21 protein-coding genes are annotated in these 13,684 nt (G+C 62.7%); 5 read left to right on the forward strand and 16 right to left on the reverse strand.

Going from position 1 to position 13,684, the window contains the following annotated elements; genetic code table 11:
- Position 1 precedes the first annotated feature (1 nt).
- From NBE95_RS21305 to NBE95_RS21370, 14 genes are all read right to left on the reverse strand, one after another.
- The gene (locus NBE95_RS21305; protein WP_289896611.1) at positions 2-463 is read right to left on the reverse strand and encodes a CopG family transcriptional regulator; all 462 of its coding nucleotides are present in this window, start codon (positions 461-463) and stop codon (positions 2-4) included.
- A 10-nt stretch (positions 464-473) separates the two neighbouring features.
- The gene (locus tag NBE95_RS21310) at positions 474-2,462 is read right to left on the reverse strand and encodes a conjugal transfer protein TraG (RefSeq protein ID WP_289896612.1); all 1,989 of its coding nucleotides are present in this window, start codon (positions 2,460-2,462) and stop codon (positions 474-476) included.
- A 156-nt stretch (positions 2,463-2,618) separates the two neighbouring features.
- Positions 2,619-3,560: a LysR substrate-binding domain-containing protein gene (locus NBE95_RS21315; RefSeq protein WP_289896613.1), complete on the reverse strand. Its 942-nt coding sequence runs from the start codon at positions 3,558-3,560 to the stop codon at positions 2,619-2,621.
- A 30-nt stretch (positions 3,561-3,590) separates the two neighbouring features.
- Complete coding sequence (locus NBE95_RS21320) at positions 3,591-4,211, reverse strand: flavin reductase family protein (protein WP_289896614.1); 621 nt, start codon at positions 4,209-4,211, stop codon at positions 3,591-3,593.
- Between the two features lie 67 nt (positions 4,212-4,278).
- The gene (locus NBE95_RS21325; protein ID WP_289896615.1) at positions 4,279-4,698 is read right to left on the reverse strand and encodes a MarR family transcriptional regulator; all 420 of its coding nucleotides are present in this window, start codon (positions 4,696-4,698) and stop codon (positions 4,279-4,281) included.
- Positions 4,699-4,789: 91 nt separating this feature from the next.
- Positions 4,790-5,275 carry a nucleoside deaminase gene (locus tag NBE95_RS21330; RefSeq protein ID WP_289896616.1) on the reverse strand — a complete coding sequence of 162 codons (486 nt, stop codon included), beginning with the start codon at positions 5,273-5,275 and terminating at the stop codon, positions 4,790-4,792.
- Positions 5,276-5,311: 36 nt separating this feature from the next.
- Positions 5,312-5,686, reverse strand: coding sequence for an SMR family transporter (locus NBE95_RS21335; protein ID WP_289896617.1), 375 nt, complete (start codon positions 5,684-5,686; stop codon positions 5,312-5,314).
- A 49-nt stretch (positions 5,687-5,735) separates the two neighbouring features.
- Complete coding sequence (locus NBE95_RS21340; protein ID WP_289896618.1) at positions 5,736-6,056, reverse strand: SMR family transporter; 321 nt, start codon at positions 6,054-6,056, stop codon at positions 5,736-5,738.
- Between the two features lie 2 nt (positions 6,057-6,058).
- Positions 6,059-6,694: a DsbA family oxidoreductase gene (locus NBE95_RS21345; RefSeq protein WP_289896619.1), complete on the reverse strand. Its 636-nt coding sequence runs from the start codon at positions 6,692-6,694 to the stop codon at positions 6,059-6,061.
- A gap of 113 nt (positions 6,695-6,807) precedes the next feature.
- Positions 6,808-7,743, reverse strand: a complete 936-nt coding sequence (locus NBE95_RS21350; protein WP_289896620.1) for a LysR family transcriptional regulator — start codon at positions 7,741-7,743, stop codon at positions 6,808-6,810.
- 58 nt (positions 7,744-7,801) lie between these two features.
- Entirely contained in the window at positions 7,802-8,269 is a 468-nt protein-coding gene (locus NBE95_RS21355; RefSeq protein WP_354670383.1) for an MFS transporter, read from the reverse strand.
- Complete coding sequence (locus NBE95_RS21360; protein ID WP_354670384.1) at positions 8,178-8,609, reverse strand: thermonuclease family protein; 432 nt, start codon at positions 8,607-8,609, stop codon at positions 8,178-8,180. Before NBE95_RS21360 ends, NBE95_RS21355 begins: the two co-directional genes overlap by 92 nt.
- On the reverse strand, positions 8,602-9,018 hold the full coding sequence (locus NBE95_RS21365; protein ID WP_289896621.1) for a type II toxin-antitoxin system VapC family toxin: 417 nt from the start codon (positions 9,016-9,018) through the stop codon (positions 8,602-8,604). The genes NBE95_RS21360 and NBE95_RS21365 overlap by 8 nt, the downstream gene beginning before the upstream one ends.
- Positions 9,018-9,224 (reverse strand): type II toxin-antitoxin system VapB family antitoxin, encoded by a 207-nt coding sequence (locus NBE95_RS21370; RefSeq protein WP_289896622.1) that lies wholly within the window; start codon positions 9,222-9,224, stop codon positions 9,018-9,020. Before NBE95_RS21370 ends, NBE95_RS21365 begins: the two co-directional genes overlap by 1 nt.
- 104 nt (positions 9,225-9,328) lie before the next feature.
- On the opposite strand from NBE95_RS21370, the gene NBE95_RS21375 reads away from it, so the two are divergent.
- The 4 genes from NBE95_RS21375 to NBE95_RS21390 all read left to right on the forward strand — a co-directional run bounded on the left by NBE95_RS21375 (position 9,329) and on the right by NBE95_RS21390 (position 10,665).
- Positions 9,329-9,733 carry a hypothetical protein gene (locus NBE95_RS21375; RefSeq protein ID WP_289896623.1) on the forward strand — a complete coding sequence of 135 codons (405 nt, stop codon included), beginning with the start codon at positions 9,329-9,331 and terminating at the stop codon, positions 9,731-9,733.
- Between the two features lie 128 nt (positions 9,734-9,861).
- Positions 9,862-10,110 carry a plasmid stabilization protein gene (locus NBE95_RS21380; RefSeq protein ID WP_289896624.1) on the forward strand — a complete coding sequence of 83 codons (249 nt, stop codon included), beginning with the start codon at positions 9,862-9,864 and terminating at the stop codon, positions 10,108-10,110.
- Entirely contained in the window at positions 10,100-10,384 is a 285-nt protein-coding gene (locus tag NBE95_RS21385; protein WP_289896625.1) for a type II toxin-antitoxin system RelE/ParE family toxin, read from the forward strand. Before NBE95_RS21380 ends, NBE95_RS21385 begins: the two co-directional genes overlap by 11 nt.
- 2 nt (positions 10,385-10,386) lie before the next feature.
- Positions 10,387-10,665 carry a hypothetical protein gene (locus NBE95_RS21390; RefSeq protein WP_289896626.1) on the forward strand — a complete coding sequence of 93 codons (279 nt, stop codon included), beginning with the start codon at positions 10,387-10,389 and terminating at the stop codon, positions 10,663-10,665.
- Between the two features lies 1 nt (position 10,666).
- Here the strand turns inward: NBE95_RS21390 and NBE95_RS21395 are convergent, their stop codons facing one another.
- Positions 10,667-11,839: a UMUC-like DNA-repair protein gene (locus tag NBE95_RS21395; protein WP_289896627.1), complete on the reverse strand. Its 1,173-nt coding sequence runs from the start codon at positions 11,837-11,839 to the stop codon at positions 10,667-10,669.
- 105 nt (positions 11,840-11,944) lie between these two features.
- On the opposite strand from NBE95_RS21395, the gene NBE95_RS21400 reads away from it, so the two are divergent.
- Positions 11,945-12,259: a hypothetical protein gene (locus tag NBE95_RS21400; RefSeq protein WP_289896628.1), complete on the forward strand. Its 315-nt coding sequence runs from the start codon at positions 11,945-11,947 to the stop codon at positions 12,257-12,259.
- Positions 12,260-12,263: 4 nt separating this feature from the next.
- On the opposite strand, the gene lnt is transcribed toward NBE95_RS21400, so the two are convergent.
- A complete protein-coding gene (lnt, locus tag NBE95_RS21405; RefSeq protein WP_289896629.1) occupies positions 12,264-13,598 on the reverse strand; it encodes an apolipoprotein N-acyltransferase in 1,335 nt (444 codons plus the stop codon).
- Between the last annotated feature and the right edge of the window lie 86 nt (positions 13,599-13,684).

Genomic DNA, 13,684 nt, shown 5'->3' on the forward strand with positions numbered 1-13,684 from the left:
CCTACGTTTGATCGCCGCTGGTCTCGGACTGAACTGTCGAATGACTTTCGGAAAGCGAATCGAAATCGCGCGACAGTTCTTTCAGGAACCTGTCGCCGGTCGCCAGCCGCTTGCCGAGGGTTTGCAGGAAGCCCTCGAACCGCTCGGTCCCCTTCGTGCGGGCGGCCGATTGCGCGGCTTCCGGCAATGGCGGCGTGATGGTCATCCAGAATTGCACGAACAGCGAGAGCGTCTCGCCGAGCACGGCGAGATCTTCGTCGAGCGCGTCGATCTGGCGGCCGAGCTTGTCCAGGCGGCGCGACATGGCCGCCTCCAGAAGCTCGGCTGAATCATTGGAGAGGAAAGAGGCAACCGCCGCCTCGACGATCCTCGATTGGGCGACCTTGGGGCGCGGGGCCAGCGCCTTCACCTCGCCGAGCAGTTCGGGGGCCAGATACACATTGACGCGGCTGCGGTTCGTCATGGGCGTGTCCTCACAGTTCGATTCCATCGTCCGGGTTCATGGAGACCTGCCGCGCCACCATCCGCATGCGCTGCCGCATGGCGCGGGCCTTTGCGGCGTCGATCTCGGGCTCGTTGTCGTCCAGTAACTCGAACTCCTGTTCGGGCGGCGGCGGCGCGACCACTTCCTCATGCTCGGGCAATTCCGGCTCGCAGCGGATGCCGGCATTGGCGGGATCACCCTCGGCGTCGCTGGCGGTCGCCGTGGCGGCGCGGCTGGCGGGCGCGGCGATCCGGCTCGACCAGTCGTCGGATGACGGATCGGTGGCAGCACGATCGCCTGCCGGATCGGGCGGCGTCAGGATGCGCTCGCGAAACCGCGCGTCCTCGTAATAGCGGGCCTTGGCGGCGCGGATCGGCGGAGTCCCCGCCACCATGACGATCTCGTCGGTCGGCGGAAGCTGCATGATCTCGCCCGGCGTCATCAACGGCCGCGCGGTCTCCTGCCGCGACACCATGAGATGGCCGAGCCAGGGCGCGAGGCGGTGCCCGGCATAGTTGGTGGAATCGCGCAGCTCGGTCGCGGTGCCGAGCGCATCACTCACCCGCTTGGCGGTGCGTTCGTCGTTCGTGGCAAAGCTGACGCGGACGTGGCAGTTGTCGAGGATGGCGTTGTTCGGCCCATAGGCGCGCTCGATCTGATTGAGGCTCTGCGCGATCAGGAAGCCCTTGAGGCCGTAGCCCGCCATGAAGGCCAAGGCGCTTTCGAAGAAATCGAGCCGGCCCAATGCGGGAAACTCGTCCAGCATCAACAGCAGGCGATGGCGCTTGCCGGACGTGTGCAACTCCTCGGTCAGCCGCCGGCCGATCTGGTTGAGGATGAGCCGGATCAGCGGCTTTGTGCGGTTGATGTCGGACGGTGGCACGACGAGGTAGAGCGTGACCGGCTTGCGGCTCCCGACCAGATCGGCGATGCGCCAGTCGCAGCGCGCCGTCACCCGCGCCACGACGGGATCGCGATAGAGGCCGAGAAACGACATGGCGGTGCTGAGCACGCCCGACCGTTCATTCTCGGACTTGTTCAGCAGTTCGCGCGCCGACGAGGCGATGACGGGATGAACGCCGGCTTCGCCCAGGTGCGGCGTGTCCATCATCGCGCGCAACGTCGCCTCGACCGGCCGGCGCGGATCGGACAGGAAGTTGGCGACGCCCGCCAGCGTCTTGTCCTTCTCGGCATAGAGGACGTGCAGGATCGCGCCGACAAGCAGCGAATGGCTGGTCTTTTCCCAATGGTTGCGCTTGTCGAGGCTGCCTTCGGGATCGACCAGAATATCCGCGATGTTCTGCACGTCGCGGACTTCCCATTCCCCTTGCCGCACCTCCAGCAGCGGGTTGTAGGCCGAGGACTTCGCGTTGGTCGGATCGAACAGCAGGACGCGGCCGTGCTTGGCCCGAAAGCCGGCCGTCAGCGTCCAGTTCTCGCCCTTGATGTCGTGGACGATGCAGCTTCCCGGCCAGGTCAGCAGCGTCGGCACCACAAGGCCGACGCCCTTGCCGCTGCGGGTCGGCGCGAAGCAAAGGACATGCTCGGGACCATCATGGCGCAGATAGTCCCGGTCGTATCGGCCGAGCACGACGCCATCGGGGCCGAGCAATCCAGCGGCGCGGATTTCGCGATCCTCGGCCCATCGCGCCGAACCGTAGGTGGCGACGTTGCGCGCCTCGCGTGCCCGGATGATCGACATGAAGATGGCGGCGACGATGGCGAGGAAGCCGCCGGACACGGCGATGATGCCGCCTTCGGTAAAGATCGCGGGCGCGTAGGCGTCGAACGAGAACCACCACCAGAAGAAGGCCGGCGGGTGATAGACGGGCAATCCCGCCAGCTCGAACCATGGATTGCCAAGCTGGGGCTGGAAGCCGAGGCGGAAGGCGACCCATTGCGTCGCGGCCCAGGTCATCACCAGAACGATGGTGAAGACCACGGCGATCTGACCCCAAAGGATTCGGCCTCCGCGCACACGGGCTCCAATCGGCAAAAGAGACGGAGCCGATCAGAGAGTAGGCAAATTCGCGACAGGCAACAGGAAAGACGGTGCCGGAGGGCTGCCGGATACTATCGGCGGCAAATAGGACGGATCGTACCGGGAGCGCGAGGCCGATAACTGCCGAAGAATTCAGATCGACCGGCCCGACCGACTCATCTGGCCTGCAATGTCGAGAAGGCTTTGGAGAGCCGGACTGCGATTGTGCGGCGACCAGATCGCGGAGAACGCAAGCGGTTCCGGCTCGTCGAGGATCGGCAGGAACGTCACGCCGGACGTGTGCAGGAGCGTTGTCGACTCTCCGACTATGGTGACGCCATAGCCCTGCGCGACCATCGACAGCAGCGTGCCGCGCTCAACGTCGAAGCGCAGGATCGAGAGGTTCGGCGCGTTCCCGGCGAGGCGCATGACGATGTGGTCATGCACCTGCGGCCCGGTGCCGCCCTGCCGGACAATGAAGGTCTCGTTCGTCAGATCGGCCCAGGTAACGCCCTCGGTATCGCGGAGCGGATGGCACGAGGGGAGCACGGCGAGAAGCCGTTCGCTCCATATCCGGCGTGAATGACAGTCGGGCAACTCGGGCGATCCCGCCACGAAGGTCACGTCCAGCCTGTTGGCCCGAACCTGCATGATGCTCTCGCGGGCGGCGCTTTCGGCAATCTGCACCTCGATGCCCGGATGCTGCTCCCGGTAGCGTTCGATCAGGTTGGCCGGGAAGCTGCCGGGAATGAGGGCATGGATGCCGACGCGCAACCGGCCATGCTCTCCGCGCGCCACCATGCCGGCGGTCCTGACGGCGTGGTCTAGCTGGTCGATGCCGACCGCCACCCGCTCGACGAAGTGGCGTCCGGCTTCGGTCAGTCGGACGCCGCGCGCATGGCGCTCGAACAGGAGGACGCCAAGGTCTTCTTCCAGCGCCTTGACACGGGCACTGACGCTCGACTGGCTGATGCCCAGGGCGTTCGCGGCATGGCGGAAGTTCAGATATTCGGCGACGGCGAGCGTCTGGATGAGCGCCACAAGGGGAATGCGCGACCCCAGCACGGTTGGCATTCCCCGTTGGCGGTCGATCATCGGTGCTGAATGCCGCCGCCGTCGCATGGCTCAACGAACCACGGATGGCCGGAGCATCTCGAATGTCTCCGTTACGACGACATAATCACCACGATAACCCGCGCGGGCAATCGTGCCGGCCTTTGCGATGTCGAATTGCCCCTCGGTGATAACATCCTGACGAATGTGGATGCGCGCCGCCTGGCCGATGACGATTTCGGCGTCCACGTCACGGCCGTCGAGATCTACGAGCCGCCTTACGTCGAGAAGCTTGCATTCCATTGCGGCCGGCGATTTTGCAATACGCGGCGCGGCTACCACCTCGGATGCTACCTTCCCCAGCCCCGCTTTCTGAAACTCATCGACTTCGGCCGGCCAGTCCGCTGATGTGACATTCATGGCATCAGCGAGGCTGCTCGTCGCGAGGTTGAAAACGAACTCTCCCGCCGCCTCGATGTTGCGGATGGTATCCTTCCGTCCCTCGCTGCTGAACAGCAGGATCGGCGGCTTCTCCGAGACGATGTTGAAGAAGCTGTAGGGAGCGAGGTTGGCAACGCCGTCCGGGCCGAGCGTGGAAATCCAGCCGATCGGACGCGGCGCGATGATCGCCTTGATCGGACTGTGAGCCAGCCGGTGTCCTTCGCGCGGATCGTAGCTGTGATAGGTCGTCATGAGCGCTTTTCCTGGCGATGACGGGATGGGAGGAAACGAACGGTTCCGCCAGCCGGGAAATCCAACTCTACGCCGGCTGCGGGACCTTGATGAACCGCGCCGCCAGCAGGTCCTCGCAGCCATGCTCTTTCAACGCCGCGTCGAGCGCCTTTTCGTAATCCGGCTGCGCGCTTTCGAGACGCTGGCGTCCCTTGTCGGTCAGGACCGTGTAGACGCCGCGCTTGTCGTCCGGGCAGAGATCGCGAACCGTCAGCCCGCCCCGCTCCAGACGCTCGACCATTCGCGACACCGAGCTTTGGTTCAGCCTTAGATGAGCAGCCAGCTCCTGCATGCGAAGCTCGGAATCCTGCGAACGCGCCAGCACCTCCAGCGCACGGTATTCCGACAGGCCAAGCCCATGTCCCGCTTGCAGGACCTTGCCAAGTTCCGCCTCGATGTTGGCGACGACGTGAATCAGCTTGAGCCATGACGCGCTTCTCTTCGACATAATTGGCAGGCTCCTATTGGACAGGGAATGAGCAGGGCGATAACTCATATGTATGCCCATGCAAGCGCTCTCTCAAGGTGCCACACGCATTTCAGGAAACATGTCGGGCGGTGTGAAACTCGGTGAACGGGCGCAGCGCTTCCGGCACGGCGAGCTTTCCAACGGCCGGAGCGCGCCAAGTCAGGGGATCGTCTGCGAACAAGGCATAGGTTTCGCGATAGTCGAACCCGTGCGCCGCCGCCTCGTCGCGGTCGGCGGCGAAGAACACCTGCGAGACGCCCGCATAGAGCGCGCTCATGTAGCACATCGCACAGGGTTCACCCGACGCCAGCAGCGTTGTGCCATGCAGATAGGGCGTGCGGTGGGTGCGGCACGCATTGCGGATCGCCTCGACCTCCGCATGCGCAGTCGGGTCGTGATGCTCCCGGACGCGGTTGACGCCGCGCCCGAGGACTTTTCCGGCGGTATCCACGACGAAAGCCGTGAACGGTATGCCTCCGGCATGGACATGCTCGGTTGAGAAGGAAACCGCCTCGGACATGAGCTGCGTAAGACGGGTGGTGGGATCGACGGTCATCGGATTCTCCCGGGGGCTTCATCTCTGGCCGAGAGATCAGCTCAGCTTCGCCTGAATCTTGGCGCTGTCGGCGAGCTTGAGCCAGACGACGCCACCGATGATAACGGCCAGCCAGAAGGCCTGGATCGGGGTGAGCGGCTGGTCGAGCAGGATGCCGCCGAAGACGGCCGCGCCGACCGCGCCGATGCCGGCCCATACGGCGTAACCGATCCCTACGTCGATGCTGCGCAGGGCGACGCTGAGGAAATAGAGCGTGAGCAGGAAGAACACGAGGGCGGAGATCGACCAGCTCAGGACGGTGAAGGCCTGGCTGCCGCCGACGCTGAGCGCGTAGCCGATCTCGAAGGCGCTGGCGAGCAGCAGCGCGGCCCATGCGCGCCCGCTGCCTTTGGTCTCATCGATATTGGTCATGATGTTCAGGTCTTTCGATTGAGAGAAGGTGAAGGGATGAAGCGGTAGCCTATGCCGCGCCACTGAGGCGCAAGCCGACGACGCCGCCGATCACGAGGACGATGCCCAAGAACTTTTTCCAGTCGAGACGCTGGCCGAAGAACAGCGCGCCGAGGATGACGATCCCCACGCCCGCGATGGAGGTCCACATCGCATAGCCGACGCCGACGTCGAAGGTGAGCAGCGCGAGGCTGAGGAAGAAGGTGGCGATGGCGCCGCTAATGAGGGTGGCGGCGGTCCAGCCCGGACGGGTGAAGCCTTTGGCGTTGCCCGCCGAGATCGCGACCGCGACCTCGAAGACCACGGCGACGCCCAGATACAACCAGTGCATGACTATTCTCCAGTCTTGTTCGGAAGGGAGCGATCATCGGCGGCGGCTTCGCTTTCGAGCCGATCGATGGCTGCTTTTAATTCGTCTGCGGGCGGCGTTCCCCGGAACACCCGGTCGCCGACAACGATGGTCGGAACCGAGGTGATCGTCATGTCCTCGCGGGCATGGCGCAGAGCTTCGCGGTGACGTTCGGCATAGGTGCCGTCTTCAAGCACCTGTCGGGCTTCGTCGGGATCGATTCCCGCATCGGCTGCAAGTGCCACGAGAACGTCTGGATCGCCGATGTCGCGATCCTCCTCGAAGAAGGCGCGCAGGACGCGCATGGAGTAGGAGTGGTCCAGTCCCCTGTCCTGCGCCAGCGCCAGCAGCTCGAACGCCTTGGCGGTTCGCGGCTGGGGCGAGAGTGACGGCAGCTTGATCGGCACACCCAGCCTCTCCGCGAGGGGATAGACTGACTTGCGCCAGACCGCCGGCAGGTAGGGGTCTTCGGGCCGTAGCGTGGGCAACGGGTCAGGTCGAAGCTCGAAAGCCCGCCAGGCAATGCGGATGTCTCGGTCTCCGATCGCGTCGGAGAGCACCTGCTCTGCGAGCAGGCAGTAGGGGCATACATAGTCGGAATAGACGGTTATCTGGGTCATTTTACCTCGGCCATTTATTTGCGTGTGCATGCACATTAATGATCCGCCTGGGCAAGTCAATATATTTGCATGCGCATGCAGTTTATGTTGGGAATTTAACGCTAGGAATGCCGCTATCGGGCCGATGGGTCAGGAGTCAGGATCAATCGGCCCATTTCGTCAGCCAAGGAGAGCAGGTTTCGCAGTGCTGCGCTGCGGTTGAACGGCGACCAGACGGCCGAGAACGCCAGCGGTTCCGGCTCGTCGCGGATCGGCAGGAACGTCACGCCGGACGTATGCAGAAGCGTCGTCGACTCTCCGACTATGGTGATGCCGTAGCCCTGCGCCACCATCGACAGCAGCGTGCCGCGCTCAACGTCGAAGCGGAGGATCGACAGCCCCGGCGCGCTGGCGGCGAGGCGCAGCACGATATGGTCATGCACCTGCGGCCCGGTGCCGCCCTGCCGGACGATGAAGGTCTCGCTCGCCAGATCGGCCCAGGTGATGCCCGCTGCCTCGGCGAACGGGTGGCATGATGGCAGCACGGCGAGAAGCCGTTCGCTCCATATCCGGCGTGAATGACAGTCGGGAAATTCGGGCGAGCCCGCCACGAAAGCCAAATCGAGCCCGTTGGCGCGAAGCCGCATGACGCTCTCGCGGGCGGTGCCTTCGGCGATCTCAACCTCGACGCCCGGATGCTGCTCCCGGTAGCGTTCGATCAGGGTGGCGAGGAAGCTGCCGGGGATCAGCGCGTGGATGCCGACGCGCAGCCGGCCATGCTCTCCCCGCGCCACCATGCCGGCGGTCCTGACTGCATGGTCGAGATGGTCGATGCCGGTTGCCACCCGTTCGACGAAGTGGCGGCCGGCTTCCGTCAGTCGAACGCCACGGGCATGACGCTCGAACAGGAGGATGCCAAGGTCTTCCTCCAGCGCCTTCACGCGCGCACTGACGCTGGATTGCGCCACGCCGAGCGCGTTCGCCGCGTGGCGGAAGTTCAGATATTCGGCGACAGCAAGCGTCTGGATCAGCGATGTCATGGGAATGCGCGACCCCAGTGCGGTCGGCATCCCCCCTTGGCGATCATTCATCGGTGCCGAACGCCGCCGCCGCATCGCTATGCTCGCCTCATCGAATTTTCTCCGACGAAAGCCGCCGCGCGCTCGACGGGGCGAGGCTCACGAGTCCAAGCACCGCAAGGCCGAACCCAACCCAAAGCGGCGCGGTAAGACCATAACCGACATCGATACTCGCGCCGCCGGCCCAGGTGCCGAAAGCGAGTCCGGCCGTGATGACGGAGGCGTGCATGGCATTCACCAGCGGGCCGGGATGAGCGGCACGCATCACTCGCGCGACCATTGCCGGATTCATCGCCACGCCAAACAGGCCGATCAGGATGAAGGCCGATACGCTGATTGCAGGAATCGCCGCAAAGAGCGCGAAGACGGCGAGCGCAATGGCAAGGGCTATCAGGCCAATGGCGAGAACCGGAATTGTGAATCGGTCAGCGAACCGCCCGACGACAAGATTTCCCGCTACGTTGGCCGCACCATAGGCCGCGAGCAGCAATGGAATGGCCGTCTTGGACAAGCCCATTCAGCACCATCCATTCCCCTATATCGATCGATTCGATCCGGCACACGGCAACGACGCGCTGATAGCGGTCCTGATCGCGTCTTTCACAGGTCAGAACACGGCCGCGTAGAAGCTCGTCGAGGGCAAACGCGGCCTCTCGGCCGCACCGCCATTCGGAACCGTCAGGGTGCGAGCACCGCTGCCGGGCCTCTGGGGCGTCCATGCCGTGGAGGCGAATGCGCTGGCCGTGCAGCTCGATGGTGTCGCCGTCGATCACGGAAGCTCGGCCGACCAGGCCGTCACCGGCAATGGCTGCTGTCGCCGTGCTGGCGATGAGGGCGAGGATCAGGATGCTACGCAAGGTCCGTCTCCGCTAAATGCTTGCTGGCGTGGAGCAGGGGCATCCCCGAGGATTTGGCACCGGCATAGGCCATGCAGTCGGCCATGGTCAGCTGGGCGGGGTGCCCAGCGCCCACGCCGTAGATTGCGGCCGTCTCCACGGCAAGACGGCTGATCTTGGTCGTGACCATGATCTCCGCGCATTCGAGCAGCTTCAGGAGTTCGTCATAGGCATCCGTGGCAAGCTGCACGTCCTCTGGGGCGATGGCGCGGCCTTGGGCGCGATTCTCGGCCATCGTCATGATGACCTGGGGGCGGGTGGTCGTGGTTGTGACCGGCTTGCGCCGCGAGGCTTGCAGGCGGGAGAGCAGATCGTTCGCGGCAGGATCGGCCATAAGGATCGCCAGAAAGGCAGAGCTGTCGATGAACATCACAGGCCCCCCGGTGCGATGAAGCCGTCATCCTTCACCTTGGCCTGCAAGGCCCGGATGCTTTCTGACAGCGATGGCTTCGACTGAATCTGCTGAAGGTGAAGCGCCAGAGCTTCCTTGACCACAGCAACCTTCGTTTTGCCGGTCGCAGCGACCAGCTGCGCGGCCAGGGTCACAACGTCTTCGTTGTCAATGAAAAGTGCCATATGGGTTCCCTCATATGTGACATAGGCGAAAAAACATATGCCTTGCAGCTAAACAGGAAGGCGGGCAGAATACAATTCATATTTAGATAGAGAAAGGGAAAGTCATGACGGCAAGGCATTCAGATCAGGGCTTCGAGCTGCCCAAGGAATTCACGAGCGCCTGCTACCGGCTCGGATACGGGACGATGCACTACCTGCTTGGGTTCTGGGCGCTTCTGATCTTCGGGGGGAGCCTCGTCGGATTCGCGGCGGTGCTTCTGGACGTGGGTAGCGCCGAGCTGGGGGATGGCGTTTACAGCAGCTTCGGTTTGGCCGGGGAAAGCGCCTTCGGGGCCATGAATGCAGCGCTGGACAGTTTCTACGCCCAGCACCGGCTGCTGGTCATCCTCTCGCTAATGTCTGGCGCAGCTCTAGCGTGGACAGTCCATCGCTATGGCCCGGTCTCCCAGCTGATCGCGAGCCTCGGCACGATCTGCTTGCATGTGATGATCCTCGGGGCGTTGCTGTGAGTGTGGGCGGCAACCACGTCTCAAACCGCCCGGCCACCGAGGCGGAAATGTCACACGCGGGCGGGCATTGAAAAGCGCCTGTAAGAGTGCTATTTAATGGTCTATAAAAGGCGCGAAGGAGAAGGCCCGTGACACATTCCATTCATGCGAGCGTGACTGCCAGCGTTACAGAGTTGAAGCGCAACCCCATGGGGACCATGGCGGCGGGGAACGGGGCGGCGGTCGCGATCCTGAATCGCAATGAGCCTGCGTTCTATTGCGTTCCGGCCGACGAATACGAGGCCATGCTGAACCTGATCGAGGACGCAGAGCTGAACGCCATCGCGGACGCCAGAGCCAACAGCCGCGAAATCCCGGTCAAGCTCGATGACCTATGAGCTGCGCTTCCGAGAGGAAGCCAAGAAGGAATGGGACGGACTTGGGGCGACGATCCGCGCCCAATTCAAGAAGAAGCTGGCAGAGCGGCTGGAGAACCCGCATGTGCCAGCTTCAAAGCTCCATGGATCGCACAACCGCTACAAGATCAAGCTGCGATCTGTCGGGTATCGTCTGGTCTATGAGGTCAGGGATGCAGAGCTTGTCGTGAGTGTGGTGGCGGTCGGGAAGCGCGAACGCAACGCTGTTTATCGGGACGCGGCAAACAGGGTCTAGTGATGCGCCAGCCTATCGCCCAATGCCTGAAAGCCGTCATGCTTGAACAGGGTGCCAAGCGGGCGTGGGCTGGTGATCCGAACCTTTGCCATGATGCCTATGAGCGATCTGGCGGAAGCCGGAGGCATCTGTTGAACAAGATAAAATCTGTGATTGACGCGGCCCGCCGTTCGCCTGACTTTGTGCAGGTCGGCTATATCCGCGCCTGCGATGCCTCGGGCCGTAGGGAAATCTTGCACCCGGTGTTTGCCTTGCGCCAAGCGCCAGCATCTGAGCTGTAGTCTACCCGCGTTCAAAAAAGCCAGGGTGCGGTTTATTTACACCGAAATGGATTGAGCCAGCGCCGAACCTTCGATTTATCAGGTCAACTACACCAGAGAGCCTTTCGCCCTGAGTAGGGGTGGCCGGGCTTCTGGGCGCAAACAGATCACCCGGCCGATCCGCAAGCATGGATACGTCAGCCAAGTGGACGCCTACCGACATGACCAGTCGGCCGCGCAGCATCGGCCATAGCTGACGCCATAAGCTGCGGTGCAGATCGAGGAAGTAGGCCGTGTCCTGGCTTGCTTCGCATCGGATCGAGCGTGTGAAGCCGCCATCGGGCATAAGGTGGACGGACAATGTGAAGCGGCACGATACGCGCCCATCACGGCGAAGACGTGAGGTCGATTTCTCTACCAGCCACCTTCCTACCAGATAGGCTTGCGGCACCGGCCGGTTCTCCGGCGACAGGATCTTGCTGTTGCCGTAGCCGTTCCTCTCTGTCGGAACCACTGGTATGTCCGCGCCTTGTAAGGCCCTGACAAACCGCTCGCCCTCGACAGAGCGCCAGATCATGCGGGCGTGGCGCGGGTCCAAGGCATAGAGGGCTGGTATGTCCCATACGCGAGCTGCAAAGAGGCGAGCCTTGATGCCCTTGCTGATGCCGGGGAGGTCATCGAGCTTCAGATGCGACAGGCGGTCTGGCATGTTTCGCGGGCTTAACCACTGGCACCCATCTGGCTTTTCCAGCTTGCCAGCAATCTTGCTGAGAAGAGCGTTTGGCCCGATGCCAGCGGAAAACTTGATGCTTGGACCGATCTCGCGCGACACTCGGTCCTTCATGCGCCGCACCAGCTCATAGGCCCCGGCCTGCTCGGTAGCCTCGCCTGATAGCCTGATCTGGAATTCATCGACAGAGCGGATGCGCTCCACTTCCGCCATCTCGTCCAGGATGCCAGATATGCGCAGATTGTAACGCACATAGAGCCTATGGCGCGATGGTAGGAAAACGACCTGGGGGCACAGGCGCTTGGCTTCCCAGACGGGCGTTCCTGTCTTGATGCCGAAGGCTTTGGCCTCGTAGCTGCAAGCCACGCAGGCCCCGCTTTTGTCATCGACAGCCGTGATCGCAACCGGCCGACCACGGAGTCGCGGGTTTTCATGCTGCTCCACGCTCGCGAAGAAGCCGTTCATGTCGATGTATAGGGTCCGAAACTCTCCCATGGATTACTCTTAAACGTGACTCTGCATCACGCATGTTCTACATATGTTCTTTTTCGGTTTGAAGGGATGAAGAGCATGGAACGCAGGCAGCAGCTGCGAAATGTCGCGTTTGGTGGCGACTGGTCGGAGCAAATACCTATCCGTGAAGAACTCCGCGCAGCGCTCGATACTTTGGAAATGGCTGTTTTGGCGTCAGCGGATGACGATCCCTGCGAGTGCGAGATTTTGATGGTCGTTGACGCTTTGTGTAGGGGGGTGGCGAAGGGCGATAGAATGGCCCGCTCATGGCGCGAGGCGAGTGCGATCCACGATCAGGGCTTGCGCTATGCTGCCCTTGATCGAGTTTTCAAAAACATCCGAAGCGGTGTCGGACTTGCCGCACAGGGCTAATTCATCAAAGGGGGTTCCCCCGCGCATCGAAGGTTGCGGCGGGGTGCTTGTTTGGAACTCGGACCAGCGGCAAGCCTGCCTCGATAGCCCGAAGCCGGGCTTCCTGTTCGACAAAGCGAGCGCCAACACCAGGCCACCAGGCGTCATTGCTGATATTGACGATGTATGCCCCAGCAGCGCCCCTATCAGCGCGAGAGACGGCATAGGAGCCTTCATAGCAGATTTGGGCTACGATGGTGCCGGGCAGGCCCGGAAGGGTTATGAGCGGCGATCCTGCGCCGTGTGCAATCGCATTTGGACTGGCGGCGATGGTGCTCATTCCAAAGAGGCGTTCAAGCTCTTCGGCATAGGGGATGTATTCACCAAAGGGGAAGAGCTGGCGCTTATCATATCGGGCGACCTCGTTCAGATTAGAATCCAGGATCAGGAAGCTGTTCCAGAAGCGGCCGGGTTCCGCCTCGATGGGCGTCATGATGCCCAGGGCCAGATATGCGCCTTCGGGCGGCTTTGCTGCGGCCAGCTCGGTCGTCAGCTCGTCATGAAAGAACGGCACCGCAACTTCGGGCCAGATCACCAGCTCGGCACCGGCATCAAAGGCTGTGCGGGTGCGGCTGGTCAAATCAGCGATATAGGACGGCATCAGCGCATCGTTCCAACGCTCGGCTTGCGGGATCGCGGTGCTGATCGAGGCGATACGCGGCATTTCAGGGAGGGGCGCGGGTTTGCTGGCCCATAGGCCGAGAACCGATGCGCCCACAAAAATTGCGATGCTTGCCAGCGGCCAGCGGCGCTTCGTCATGTCGAAGGCCGCTGTCGCGCAGACCGCGATCAGGAATGTGCCCAGCAGCTCGACGGTGATGAATCGTGAGAGCTGGACCATAGGCATCTGGGAGAGGATCGAGGCGATTTGCGCCACGGGGATCGCGGGGAAGACGTAGCTGCGCAGCAGCTCTGCAAGGCTCCACAAGACCGCAAGCAGGAAGGGTGCATAGACGCCCCGCCCGTAGCGGAACGCCAGTGCGAATGCGACCGGCCACCAGACCGACAACAAAGCATAGAGAGCGACAACGCCGATCACGGGTTTCAAGCCGGTGATGCCGATGGCGGCATAGCCGGTCAGCAAGAAGGGTAAGGCGGCTGCGAAATAGCAAAAGCCACCGATCCAGCCCACCAGTGCGGCGCTCTTGGCCGTCTTGGCCTGTGTGAACGCCAGGACGATGCACAGCAAGCCCAAGGGACCATAGGCCCATTGGCTGGCGCTGTGGACCGCGCCCCCGGCAGCGGTCCCGCCACCCATGGCGATCATGGCGATGGCGAATTGAGCCTGAACAGGCTTCATGGGATTCCCCTTCGATAATTTGCAAATTGTATTTAGATTGAATTATGCTTGACCATCGGCTACCGTGCAAGTCGTCAACATAAGCA

The organism is Paracoccus sp. TOH (assembly GCF_030388245.1).
Classification (GTDB): Bacteria; Pseudomonadota; Alphaproteobacteria; order Rhodobacterales; family Rhodobacteraceae; genus Paracoccus; species Paracoccus simplex.

Bases quoted from the DNA above. Each gene is read 5' to 3' on its own strand.
- NBE95_RS21305 (WP_289896611.1), bottom strand. From the start codon at position 463: ATGACGAACCGCAGCCGCGTCAATGTGTATCTGGCCCCCGAACTGCTC.
- NBE95_RS21315 (WP_289896613.1), bottom strand. From the start codon at position 3,560: ATGATCGACCGCCAACGGGGAATGCCAACCGTGCTGGGGTCGCGCATT.
- NBE95_RS21320 (WP_289896614.1), bottom strand. From the start codon at position 4,211: ATGACGACCTATCACAGCTACGATCCGCGCGAAGGACACCGGCTGGCT.
- NBE95_RS21325 (WP_289896615.1), bottom strand. From the start codon at position 4,698: ATGTCGAAGAGAAGCGCGTCATGGCTCAAGCTGATTCACGTCGTCGCC.
- NBE95_RS21330 (WP_289896616.1), bottom strand. From the start codon at position 5,275: ATGACCGTCGATCCCACCACCCGTCTTACGCAGCTCATGTCCGAGGCG.
- NBE95_RS21335 (WP_289896617.1), bottom strand. From the start codon at position 5,686: ATGACCAATATCGATGAGACCAAAGGCAGCGGGCGCGCATGGGCCGCG.
- NBE95_RS21340 (WP_289896618.1), bottom strand. From the start codon at position 6,056: ATGCACTGGTTGTATCTGGGCGTCGCCGTGGTCTTCGAGGTCGCGGTC.
- NBE95_RS21345 (WP_289896619.1), bottom strand. From the start codon at position 6,694: ATGACCCAGATAACCGTCTATTCCGACTATGTATGCCCCTACTGCCTG.
- NBE95_RS21350 (WP_289896620.1), bottom strand. From the start codon at position 7,743: ATGCCGACCGCACTGGGGTCGCGCATTCCCATGACATCGCTGATCCAG.
- NBE95_RS21355 (WP_354670383.1), bottom strand. From the start codon at position 8,269: ATGGGCTTGTCCAAGACGGCCATTCCATTGCTGCTCGCGGCCTATGGT.
- NBE95_RS21365 (WP_289896621.1), bottom strand. From the start codon at position 9,018: ATGTTCATCGACAGCTCTGCCTTTCTGGCGATCCTTATGGCCGATCCT.
- NBE95_RS21370 (WP_289896622.1), bottom strand. From the start codon at position 9,224: ATGGCACTTTTCATTGACAACGAAGACGTTGTGACCCTGGCCGCGCAG.
- NBE95_RS21375 (WP_289896623.1), top strand. From the start codon at position 9,329: ATGACGGCAAGGCATTCAGATCAGGGCTTCGAGCTGCCCAAGGAATTC.
- NBE95_RS21385 (WP_289896625.1), top strand. From the start codon at position 10,100: ATGACCTATGAGCTGCGCTTCCGAGAGGAAGCCAAGAAGGAATGGGAC.
- NBE95_RS21390 (WP_289896626.1), top strand. From the start codon at position 10,387: ATGCGCCAGCCTATCGCCCAATGCCTGAAAGCCGTCATGCTTGAACAG.
- NBE95_RS21395 (WP_289896627.1), bottom strand. From the start codon at position 11,839: ATGAACGGCTTCTTCGCGAGCGTGGAGCAGCATGAAAACCCGCGACTC.
- NBE95_RS21400 (WP_289896628.1), top strand. From the start codon at position 11,945: ATGGAACGCAGGCAGCAGCTGCGAAATGTCGCGTTTGGTGGCGACTGG.
- lnt (WP_289896629.1), bottom strand. From the start codon at position 13,598: ATGAAGCCTGTTCAGGCTCAATTCGCCATCGCCATGATCGCCATGGGT.